This window comes from Geobacillus sp. BK01, from assembly GCF_052220245.1.
GTDB lineage: Bacteria > Bacillota > Bacilli > Bacillales > Anoxybacillaceae > Geobacillus.
Genome location: NZ_JBQPTH010000028.1, coordinates 1 through 12,118 on the forward strand (window position 1 = coordinate 1; position 12,118 = coordinate 12,118).

Below are 12,118 nucleotides of genomic sequence, written 5' to 3' on the forward strand. Positions count from 1 at the left end.
AGGAATGCTCCTTTTGAATTTTTGTGGTTTCGTCACTTCAAAAATTCTACATTTTAGGGGTGAAGTCCTTTTTTGTGTCTTTGAAATCCTTATGGCTCTTGGGTCAAAAAATATGCAAAATGCTCACATAAATCCCGTACCGAGGAACGTTTTACAAAAATTCCGCACTGAGACCACAGTTTTTACTTAAATCCCGTACTGAGCTTTTACAAAATTCCCGTACCAAAATAATAGTTTTTACATAAATCCCATACCAAGCTAATGAAAACTATAGATTTCCGCAAATAAATACACTTTTTGTTCAAGCATTCATCATGTTTTAACTGTACACCCTACAGGATTTTTCATGCGTGTATGATCGTTTCACGTTTAAACGAAGGGTCTTCTATACCTGTACTTATATATTCAAAATCCCCATTAAATAAAAGATAGAGGTCTATTTCTATCCAATCATCAGATTCTCGCTTACCTAAAAGAATAAGTGACTGTTCTAATTCTCGCCTGTTCCATCTACAACATTAATTTGGTCTAATTCTATTTGGATACGTTCCAGAACATTTGCTTTTACTATTGCCACCGGTATAGTGGCTTTTTGCGTTTCTGTACCCCCAAGTTCCAAAGCTAATTTATATAACGGATGATCATTTTGTAATAGTTGAATATCTTCTGTTTCAACTTTCGGTTTTAATGCAAATCGGACTGATTGATCCGTTTTTGATAAAATCTGTTCTAAACATCGATAAGATGAGTCGTTACGTCTAACAGTGGCAAATGCGATGCAATCATGATGAAGAAGATGTAAATTTGATTCGATGGCCATGGGGATCTATTGTTCGGTACCATGAAAGGAAACGAAAAAAAATGACTCCCGTTGAACTGCACTTCAACGGGAGTCATCTTTGTTTTCTTTAGAACTTCATCATAATTTTCATATTCCCTCCGCTGTTGCTAACAAATCGATTATTCTCATCAAATGCAAGAGGTCCTATCGCTGGAAAAACAAACAGACTATCTCCCTCACGCATTCTTTCTTCATAACGTATTCTGGCAATTGCCCATGCTTCCTCTAATGACAAAGCCCCCACGACATCCATTAATTCATCTTTCTCTTTTGTTCTAAGAACGACATAATACTGATTCATAAATAATCCCTCCATCAAAAATGTTGATAAATAAAAAACATCGGCAAGAATGCCAACGACTGTTTTCGTCATACATCCTTGCCGATGATTTTTCACCATTTCTCTGGACCAAAAAGGCCTTCTGTTATATTAATTTATAATAAGGAAAAGAAAATAAAATCGATTATCTATTATTATTCTATCTTACACTTTGCCCCTTTTTAACCCATTTCATCGAATTTCTCCCTGTAAAATAACAAATCTACTCAACAAAAAGTGAAGACTGGGTAGATAAAATAATGGCCGCCCAGATAGAGAATTCAAATACAGGCAAGCAAAAGAAACTTATTATTCCGCTCATCCGTATATTTGGTAATGAAATGAAAAGGAAACGGGAAGAAGTACGAATACACCCAAGAGAAAAATATAATCGAATAAATAGACCAGATAAGAAAGGAGAAGAGGAAAATGGAGAATAGCAAAGAATTCTGCCCCTACTGCGGCGCTAATTTGCAAGGAGATCCGATTCCAAAAGAACTGCAAAAGCATTATGGCAATGCCACCCACTTTAGCAGAAAAATTGGCATTTCCAGTTTGGAAAAAGATCGTGTAATCAAATGGCAATGTCCGGATTGCAAACAGGAATGGGAGCGGGAGGAATAGGTGGAAAGTGGTTTTTTACACATTTTCCGTACCAGACCCCTCTTTTTTTACAAAAATCCCGTACCAGAAAGGAGTTTTTTACAAAATTTCCGTACCGAAAGGGGCTTTTTACATATTTTCCGTACCAGGCCCTTCTTTTTTACAAAAATTCCGTACCGAAAAGCGATTTTTACATATTTTCTGTACTCCGAGTTCGACAGTTTGAAGTCCAATTTTAGGCAAGCACAATTTAGAAAAAGCCTTTTATATCAAAGGATTTAAGGTCTATACACTAGAAAATACGTTGATTTTCGTAGGCACACGCTTCGTAAATTAGTCCTTTTAATATCGGGGTTTATGAGTTATAACGTAAGAACATATAAATCAGCATGCGAAACTCACTTTAAAGCATCGCCAAAACTTTGTGGCTGTAGGCGTTGGATCTGCTTCTAAGAATCCTACATATCCAGCATCACTCATAGATACACGCGTGAAGTATGCCTAATCGCTCATCAACCCTTATGTATCAAGGGCTGGTGAGCAATTTGTTTGCCTAGTAAGTGTCGAACTCGGGCCAACCTTTGGAAAATTTATTTTTTGCAATTCTTTAAATTGAACCTGCCATTGTTCTAATGCTTTTATCGTCGGTGACAGGTTAACTTTATATAATTCTAATGTTTAATTAATTGTTCTTTGGAGTTCTGCAATCGGACTATCGATACTAGTGTAGAGTTTGCTTAATGATAAACTTAATTGTTTAACACTATCTAAAACAGTTTGCATAGAATCAGTTGCACCAGCAAAACTGTTCCTTAACGTACTAATTGATTCTAAGAATGGAGCAATGGATTGTATATGTAATTGTGTTTCCCTCAATCTCGAGGCTAATGTATTAAAGGCAATCGATAGTTCAGGTTGATAAAATACCGAATTGAAATGTCGGCTTATGTTTGAGCCAAGATTTATTCTCGTTATTAATTCTGTCTACTCCCGAAGCATTTCACTCAATGGTGAAAACGACTCTACTGTCCTTGTAAGACTTTTAATAATTTCTCTGTCTAATCCTACTCGCATGCATTTCTTCTCCCTTCATAACGATTTATACAAAAACAGATGCCCCTATAAGAGACATCTGTTCTCGTTGTCACGCATTCATCGGCCAGTCTTTATATTGCTGTTCGGCTTGTTCCATGAATTTGTTTGTTAAGAATTGCAATTGTTGGCCGGTAATTTTTTCTCTGATGAGTACTTGCTTGACAGCTAATTTGACCTTGGCGTAGACATCTCGGCGGTAAGGACTTGTCCAGTCTACGGCTAATTGTTTCTTTAAAGCTTTGACCACCTTATGGATTAGACTAGCAAGAAACTCGTTTGAGAACGCTTCCTGCCCCATAGCAGTGATCGCCTTGTAAAACTCAATTTCTTCCTCTGACAATCCCAAGTCGTGCCGCTTGCGCATTTCTTCTTCCATTTCTTTGCGCATGTTAATCATAACCCGGATCACATCAGCAGCCTGAATGACACGATTATGATAATCCCTTAACGTTTTCTCTAGAAGTTCGCTTAACGCCTTTGACTGTGGGCTTCCTTGGCTAAATGTCACTTTAATTTGGTCCTCTAAAAGTTTTTTCAGCAACTTTAAGCGCAAGTCTACATGCTCTTTTTTCGTTAAATCTGCTAAGAACGCTTCGTCCAATATGCTGATATCTGGGCGTTCAATTCCTGCTATTTGGAAAATGTCAACAGTTTCTTTCGCTAATAGACTATTGTCAATAAGTTCTGATAATCGCTCTTCTAATGTTTTATTTTCACTCGGTTTTTCAATTGGTGGCCGCAAATGTTTGCGAAGTTGTGCTTTCATCATTAAATAAAGCATAACCTCATCTGCAAGTTCAAGCACTTCCGGCTGATGTTTCACCAACTGATACGATTTTTCTAGTTTGGTAGCTGCTTGGATATATTCCTCGGGATCTCGATTTAAAAGCATGTTAACAAGATCTGCAATGAAGTCTTCGCGCTCTATCTTTGGTTTTGCCCGCCAGTTTTGAACATCAATCTCACTTGGAATAAATCCCCTTACTGTCTCCAGATGATTCATAAAGATGTTAACGGCCTCTGAAATATCATAAGTAGGACTTCCCGTTCCGCCGCTTTGCGTATATTTATGAGTTGCTTCTTTCAGAGAAGTGGCAATGCCAATATAATCAACGACTACACCGCCTTCTTTTCCTGGAAACACTCGGTTTACACGGGCAATGGCTTGCATAAGATTGTGTCCCCTCATTGGCTTATCGACATAAAGATAGGAAAGCGGTTTAGCGTCCATTCCTGTTAACCACATATCGACGACAATGACAAATTTCAAAGGGTCTTCTGGGTCACGAAGTTTGGCTTTCACTTCTTCTTGCTCTTTTTTCGACTTAATATGCGCATATTTGCTTCCCGGCTGAACCTCTCGCCACTCTTTAGGATCCTTTGATACATCTCCTGTCATAATCACTTCAACAGGAGGGCATTCTGGAATCTCTCTTAGATAATTATACAAATCAACCGCAATTCGCCGGCTCATGCAGACAATCATGGCTTTTTGAAATGGATTGGCGACTTGGTTAAAATGTGATACGATATCTTTGGCTAAACGACGGAGCCGTTTTGGAGTACCGACGACTTTTTCCAGAGCGGCCCATTTTCTTTTATAGCTCTCTGACTCTTTATCGTCTCCCCCTGCTTCTTCGATAATTTCTCTGTATTTTTCATCAATGTCCTCAGTAGATAAATCAAGCGGAATTAGACGGCTCTCATAGTAAATTGGCAATGTCGCTTTGTCTTCGACCGCCTGAGCCATATCGTAGCGGTGGATAATATGTCCGAAAATTTCTTCTGTATTGTTATCAACAAAATCGACCGGGGTTCCTGTAAATCTAATATAGGAAGCGTTCGGTAAAGCATAACGCAACTGAGCGGCAAATCCGCCCGCAAAACCGGCTTGGGTACGATGTGCTTCATCGGCAATCACAACAATGTTTCGTCTCTCCGATAAAACAGGGTGTCGGTTTTCTCCTTCTTTTTTACGGAATTTTTCAATAGTGGAGAAAATAATTTGCCCTGCTTCCCCTCTCAGTAATGTCCGCAGCTGTTCGGTATTTTCCGCGCGATGCACATGACCGATGTATGATTTCCCTTGCACAAACGTATCATGCAACTGTCCGTCTAAGTCATTGCGATCCACTTGAATGACAATAGATGGGTTTTCCATTTCAGGATGGCGCGATAAAATTCCTGCGAAAAATAACATGCTTAGCGATTTGCCCGAACCCGTTGTATGATACATTACCCCGATTTTCCGATCCCCATCCGGACGCGTTGCACGGATTGCTTCATTGACAGCGAAGTTTACGCCAAAAAACTGATGATATTTCGCACCAATTTTTGTAATTTTGCTTCCTTCCTCCAAAAAGACAATAAAATTACGAATATAATTTAGCAGGCGATCTTTTGGAAATAATCCTTCAATCAACGTGCGCATCGTATTGGCGCGGTTGTTATCGACACTTCGCCCATCAATCGATTTCCATGAAGCAAAGAAATCGTAATCGGCAAACGGCATCCCATGCTTTGTTTCCACATTATCGGAAATGACAACAAAAGCGTTGTAGTTAAATAATTGCGAGATATCATATGTATAGTTTTGAATTTGGGTATATGCATCATAAACAGTCGCCTGCTCGTTGTTCGGATTTTTCAACTCAAATACAATCAGCAGCAAACCATTAATGTATATAACGATATCTGGTCTACGGGACATACGCCCTTCAATCGGCAATTGATTGACCACTAAAAAATCGTTGTTCTTTGGATGTTCCCAATCGATTGGGAAGACATGAGACGTGTACGTTTCATCGTTTACCTCATAAGAAAATTCAAGTCCTTTTGTCAACATTTGGTGAAAATGCATATTTCGGTTGATCAGTTTTACCCTATCCGGCGCCGTTAAGGAGATTTTATTCCATTACCTATCAAATTACGTAAAGGCATGGATCAAAAATTCGTCAACCCCCTTCCGCCAAAGAACTGACCCTTCTGGAACGAGAAGTAGGACTCATTCAACGGCAGCATTCCTTAACTGCTAAAGCCTTCCTGACGCTATGTGCATAGGGAGATGGTTCGCTTGGGGGTCAGTCGCTTCAGCGGCTATGCGCCGATTTGGCGCTCTGGTATGGTTGCTCCCTCCCTGTTCCAAGCTCGAATGTATTGGCATCAACAGGAGGGAATCGAGATCAGTGAACGGAAAGCGCCCGATCTCCTCCAATCGTATTAGCATCGGTTTCTTTTGCATTCTCAAACGATGAAAACCGATCTTCCCTCTCTCTCTGATGTTAGTCTAGATTATACAACGAATAGAGAAATGAATTGAGCGTTTTTCACAAAAAATGGTGAAGAACCTTTTTATATTTTTATCAAAGTAAAAGATGATAATAAGATTATCTCAGACTGGAAAGCTCGGCAAATAGCCGAGCTTTTTGTCATTGTCATTTTTATTGTCAAAATAACAAAAATTCTTATCTTATTATGTTACTATTGACTCCCGTTAGCCACCCATGCATCGCTTCGCGACATCACAGATGATGGAAGTTCATTCGTTCTTCCATGGGAGTTGATTAAAGAAATATCTTTATCATGAAAAAAGGATAACCAAATGGCATCCCTTACATTTTTTGAACACAAAGTTTATTCTTTAACTTTTAGCAATCGCATGCTGTTTAATGTTACGATTAATGTTGCTCCCATATCGGCAAATATCGCTAACCATAGCGTTAACCAACCAGGCACAATTAACAGTAATGCCAATGCCTTAATCCCTAAAGAGAAAGTAATGTTTTGCTTAATAATCGCTAAAGCTTTGCGGCTCAATTTAATCGTATATGGCAATTTGCTTAAATCATCAGACATTAAGACAATATCGGCTGTTTCTAGGGCTGTATCGGTTCCAGCACCGCCCATCGCCACACCAACGGTTGAAGCTGCAAGAGCTGGTGCATCGTTCACACCATCTCCAACCATCGCCACGCTTTGATGCTTGTCACGAAGCTCTTTGATGAAATTCAGTTTATCTTCTGGAAGTAAATCGGCTTTAATATCGGAAACGCCGACTTGTTTTCCGATGGCTTCGGCTGTTCTTTGGTTATCCCCTGTCAACATTACCGTTTTTTCAATACCGACTTGATGAAGTTTTCGAATAACCTCTTTGGATGATTCTCTTATTTCGTCTGCCACGGCAATTAACGCCAGAATTTCTTTTTCCGTTCCTAACGCCATGACCGTTTTCCCTTGTGTTTGAAGGGTTGTCATTTGTTCTTTTATTTCTGATTGGATGCCATTTGGAAGAAGTTCTTCAAAAAGACCTGGACTTCCAACATAATACATTTCGTTGTTTACTCTTGCTTTGACACCTTTACCTGTAATGGATTGGAATTCTTCAACAGATAAATCATTAAAATTCAATCCTTCTTCTTCTGCTTTTCTTATAATGGCGGAAGCAAGTGGATGTTGTGAGCCTTTTTCAATGGCTGCTGTAATGGTCATTAGTTCATTTTCATCGCCATTATAAGTGACCACATCGGTGACGGAAGGAACACCTTTTGTTAATGTTCCTGTTTTATCAAAAGCGATGACTTTTAGAGATCCTGCTTCTTCTAAATAGATGCCACCTTTAATTAACACCCCGTTTTTCGCTGCATTTCCAATGGCGGTTACAATCGCAACAGGAGTGGAAATGACCAGCGCACACGGACAACCAACTACTAATACAGCTAGACCCCGATAAATCCATTCGCTCCAATCAGCACCCATAAATAATGGCGGAATAACGGCTAGTAAAAGAGCAAAAATGATAATGGCTGGTGTATAGTATTTGGCAAAACGATCCACAAATGCTTGAGAAGGCGCTCGTTCTGCTTGAGCTTCTTCCACTAAATGGATGATTTTCGAAAGGGTTGTATCTTCCACTCGTTTTGTCACTTTTACTTCCAATAAACCTTCTTCATTCAATGTTCCTGCAAAAACTTCATCACCAACTGTTTTCGCTACGGGAACACTTTCCCCTGTAATGGCAGCCTGATTTAATGTAGATATACCCTTGATGATGATTCCATCCATCGCTAATTTCTGACCAGGCTTTACGATCATAATATCCCCGACTTGAATATCGTCAACAGGGACCATCATTTCTTCATTTCCTCGACGAATTAATGCTTCTTTTGGAGCAATATCCATCAACGATTCAATGGATTGACGAGCTTTATCCATGGAATAACGCTCTAAGGCTTCACTAATAGCAAAAAGGATGACAACGGTTGCACCTTCTCCCCATTCACCAATCGCTGCAGCTCCTAAAACCGCCACTGTCATCAGCGTATTCATATCAAAATTCAATCGAACTAGGTTCTTGAACCCTTTAATAAATAGCGAATATCCACCAATTAAAATCGCTGCAGCATACCCAATCGTCGCAAAGAAATGCTCTTCTCCGTATTGCTTCCCTAAAAACCAACTAATCACAAGCAAAACAGCGGAAATATACACTTTGATGTTCTCTTTTTGCTTCCAAAAAGGTTCACGCTTGACTGCTTTTTCTTTATCTTCCCGAATCTTCAAATTTTCAAAAGCCCCTGCTTTTTCTAATTCTTCGATGGTTGTTGTACCCCAAATGGTAATTTTAGACGCTCCAAAGTTTACTTTAGCATCCTGAACACCGGGCAATGCTTTTACGTTATTTTCAAACTTTGCTGCACAGTTTGCACAAGTAAATCCTTGAACACGGTAGGTTTTCATTTCTTTCTCAGATAATTTTGCTTGTTGTTCAGACACGGACTTTCACCTCTTTCTCATGTGCTAACGCAATCATGATTAACTGCTTAATATGGTCATCATCCAGCGAATAAAATGCTAGCTTTCCTTCTTTTCGATACTTTACAATCCCTTGTTTATAAAGGGTGCGTAAATGATGGGAAGTTGTTGCAACAGAAGCCCCGATGATATTAGCAATATCACATACACATAACTCTTCATCTTGGCAAAGTGAATAGACAATTTTTGCCCTATTTTCATCTGCCAGTGCTTTAAACAACTGGACAACACTAGATATATCTTCTTTTTGCAATTCACCATGTATTCGATTGACTTTTTCTTCGTTATAACAATAAATTTCACATGTATCTTTCTTACTCATTCATTATCCCTCTTTCATATTCAAATTTCCGTTTGAATATATTATACCCCATTTCTTTTATTATTCAAATATTTATTTGAATTAAAAACAAAAAAAGAATGGAATTTAAAAAAATCAACCCAATATTTACCGTGCGATTCATTTAATTAGCTACATCAAAAAATTCTATTAGATAAAAACAATAAACCTCATTATCCGCAAAAAGATAATGAGGTTTATTATTCCTTAACCAAAGAATGTTTGGAACAATAAATATGCGTTTAAGCTGATAATCACAACCGCTACCATCCAAGCAAGAACTTTCAACCATAATGGATTTGCGAACTCACCCATTTTCTTTTTATCGCTAGTGAATTGAACGAGAGGCACTACCGCAAAAGAGAGCTGTAAAGAAAGAATCACTTGGCTCAAAATAAGTAATTGAGCCGTTCCGCTTTCGCCATAAAGAGCAGTTACAACAACGGCTGGGACAATGGCAATCAATCGAGTTATCAGTCTTCTTAACCAAGCAGGAAGGCGAATATTTAGAAAACCTTCCATCACAATTTGACCAGCTAAGGTTCCCGTTAATGTGGAGTTTTGACCAGAAGCCAACAAAGCAACTCCAAATAAAATACTTCCAAGTGTTGTTCCAAGCAGTGGAGAGAGCAAGTGATAAGCATCTTCAATCTCCGCAACATCTTTCATTCCTGCTTTATGGAACGTAGCAGAAGAAACAATAAGGATCGCTGCATTAATAAATAAAGCGAAGAATAGGGCAATCGTTGAATCCCAAGTAGCATATTTGATCGCTTGTCGTTTACCCGAGCTGGTTTGTTCGTATTGACGTGTCTGCACAATGGAAGAATGCAGATAAAGATTATGAGGCATTACGGTTGCACCTAAAATCCCGATTGCAATATAGAGCATGGATGGATTGTTAATAATCTCTTTGCTTGGAACAAATCCCTTCAATATGCCACCTACATCTGGTTTAGAAAGAAAGATTTCAGTCGCAAAGCAAGCACCAATGGTTAGAATTAAAACAATCACCAACGTTTCAATATAACGAAAACCTTTATTCTGCAGTAGCAATACGACCAGTACATCCAGAGCTGTAATAATCACTCCATATATTAACGGAATGCCAAACAACAATTTCAAAGCGATTGCCGAACCGATCACTTCGGCTAGATCACAAGCTGCTATCATTAATTCACATAAAATCCATAAGAATATCGCCACTGGTTTGCTGTAATGATCTCGACAGGCTTGTGCTAAATCCCTTCCCGTTACAATTCCCAACTTGCCAGCCAATGCTTGAAGCAATATTGCCATTAAATTGGAAAGCAAAATAACGGAAAGTAACGTGTATCCGAACTGGGAACCTCCCGCGATATCAGGTTGGTTGTGTCCGTTTATTTCTCCAACCTTCTTTATCTGCTAACGACAGCTTTTTTATATTTTCACTCATGATGCTCACCTCATGATTGGTTTTCACTAAATATTTTGCATTAAGGAAACTTTTAGGCTAAAAAAATTGCTCCTACATTTAGAATTAGATATATGTAAGAGCAAAGAAAATGTTGCCTAAATAAATTGTACATCAGAAAATTTTTTAGTCAAGGAAAACTTTTATCGTTTATTAGTTTAAGTTTGCTAAAATATGAACAATGACTGATCTTGCTCTATATTGATTATACTTTTCGTTAGATTTTCATGTCCTCGTGATGAATTTGAGAAGTCTCAATTTGAATGGTTGTATGCTGAATTTTAAAGTGTTCCTCAATAAAATGGATCGCTTCTTGTAAAACCTTTTGGCTGTCTTGATGATCTTCAATTAAAATATGGCAACTTAATGAATCCAGCCCTGATGTAATCGTCCAAATATGGAGGTCGTGAACATTAATAACTCCGTCAATACTTTCTAAGACTTTTTTCACTTCATTTAGGTCAATGGTAATGGGCGTTCCTTCCATCAAAATGTGAACCGTATGTTTAACAACTCCCCAAGCGCCTTTCAAGATTAATAAAGCAACCAAAACGGAAATAATGGGATCTGCCACATACCAACCAAAGATCCACATGACAAGCCCAGCAACGATAGCGCCTACGGAACCCAGAGCATCACCGATCACATGAAGATAGGCACTACGAAGATTGACATTATTTTTCACATCCCCTTTTCTCATTAACGCCCAAGCACTTAAAAGATTGGCAAAAAGACCAATGGACGCAATCAGCATCATAGAGCCGCTAGCTACCGTTGGTGGGTTGTAAAAACGTTCAATTGCTTCCCAAATAATAAATCCAGCGATTACAAACAAGGTAACTCCATTAAATAAAGCGGCTAAAATTTCAAAACGATAAAAGCCATACGTTTTATTGGGGGAAGCTGGTTTGGTGGCAAACCAAATAGCAACTAGACTAAGAACAAGTGAACTGGCATCACTAAGCATATGACCAGAGTCAGAAAGAAGAGCTAGACTGTTTGTGATTAAACCTCCAAAAAACTCCAATAACATAATTCCAGTGGTAATGAGAAGTGCAATCGTAAGCCCTTTTTTATTCCCTTCTCTACTGTGACCATGATGGTGTCCGTGGTGATGGTGATGACCATGGTGGTCGTGAGAATGATGGTGGTGATGATGCATGATAAAACGCCTCCTTAATGATGTTCAGCATGGTCAATGGCTTGTTTTAATAATGAAATAACGTGTTCGTCATCGCAGGAGTAAAACAGTGTTTTTCCTTCACGGCGATACTTAACCAGTCTCAGATTTCGCAACATACTAAGTTGGTGGGAAACGGCTGATTGTGACATTTCCAACACTTCTGCAATGTGATTGACATTGCACTCTTCTTGCGATAACAAATAAAGAATTTTGATTCGTGTTGGATCGGCTAATACTTTAAATATGCGCGATACATTTTCAATGGTTTCAGATTTTAGGAAAGAATGGTCTTCGGTCTTCATGATGATTTCCCTCACTTTATTTATTATATATGAGCATATATTCATATGTATGTATCATATTTTACATTCAGTTTTTTGTCAAGTTTAGGAAATGTTTTTTCATGAAAATGAGGGATTTAGATAATAAATGAGGGGGGATGATGACAACCGTTCAGGTGGAAAAATCAGACT

General features: G+C 38.6%; 7 protein-coding genes and 2 pseudogenes. 1 reads left to right on the plus strand and 8 read right to left on the minus strand.

The window, feature by feature from the left end; genetic code table 11:
* Positions 1–490 precede the first annotated feature (490 nt).
* Positions 491–820, minus strand: coding sequence for a hypothetical protein (locus ACTVDO_RS16100; protein ID WP_020755867.1), 330 nt, complete (start codon positions 818–820; stop codon positions 491–493).
* A gap of 88 nt (positions 821–908) precedes the next feature.
* The gene (locus ACTVDO_RS16105; protein ID WP_223810910.1) at positions 909–1,214 is read right to left on the minus strand and encodes a hypothetical protein; all 306 of its coding nucleotides are present in this window, start codon (positions 1,212–1,214) and stop codon (positions 909–911) included.
* A 375-nt stretch (positions 1,215–1,589) separates the two neighbouring features.
* Here ACTVDO_RS16105 and ACTVDO_RS16110 point away from each other — a divergent pair, with 375 nt between their 5' ends.
* On the plus strand, positions 1,590–1,784 hold the full coding sequence (locus tag ACTVDO_RS16110; RefSeq protein ID WP_020755865.1) for a hypothetical protein: 195 nt from the start codon (positions 1,590–1,592) through the stop codon (positions 1,782–1,784).
* A gap of 1,123 nt (positions 1,785–2,907) precedes the next feature.
* Here the strand turns inward: ACTVDO_RS16110 and ACTVDO_RS16115 are convergent.
* The 6 genes and pseudogenes from ACTVDO_RS16115 to ACTVDO_RS16140 form a co-directional block, all read right to left on the minus strand.
* Positions 2,908–5,757: pseudogene (locus ACTVDO_RS16115) on the minus strand (type I restriction endonuclease subunit R); the annotation flags it as partial.
* A gap of 734 nt (positions 5,758–6,491) precedes the next feature.
* Positions 6,492–8,630 carry a heavy metal translocating P-type ATPase gene (locus ACTVDO_RS16120; RefSeq protein WP_442901866.1) on the minus strand — a complete coding sequence of 713 codons (2,139 nt, stop codon included), beginning with the start codon at positions 8,628–8,630 and terminating at the stop codon, positions 6,492–6,494.
* Positions 8,623–8,991: an ArsR/SmtB family transcription factor gene (locus tag ACTVDO_RS16125; RefSeq protein WP_050367243.1), complete on the minus strand. Its 369-nt coding sequence runs from the start codon at positions 8,989–8,991 to the stop codon at positions 8,623–8,625. Before ACTVDO_RS16125 ends, ACTVDO_RS16120 begins: the two co-directional genes overlap by 8 nt.
* 225 nt (positions 8,992–9,216) lie before the next feature.
* A pseudogene (locus ACTVDO_RS16130) lies at positions 9,217–10,371 on the minus strand (Nramp family divalent metal transporter); the annotation flags it as partial.
* 308 nt (positions 10,372–10,679) lie between these two features.
* Entirely contained in the window at positions 10,680–11,624 is a 945-nt protein-coding gene (locus tag ACTVDO_RS16135) for a cation diffusion facilitator family transporter (protein WP_442901867.1), read from the minus strand.
* Positions 11,625–11,638: 14 nt separating this feature from the next.
* On the minus strand, positions 11,639–11,947 hold the full coding sequence (locus ACTVDO_RS16140) for an ArsR/SmtB family transcription factor (RefSeq protein WP_050367241.1): 309 nt from the start codon (positions 11,945–11,947) through the stop codon (positions 11,639–11,641).
* Between the last annotated feature and the right edge of the window lie 171 nt (positions 11,948–12,118).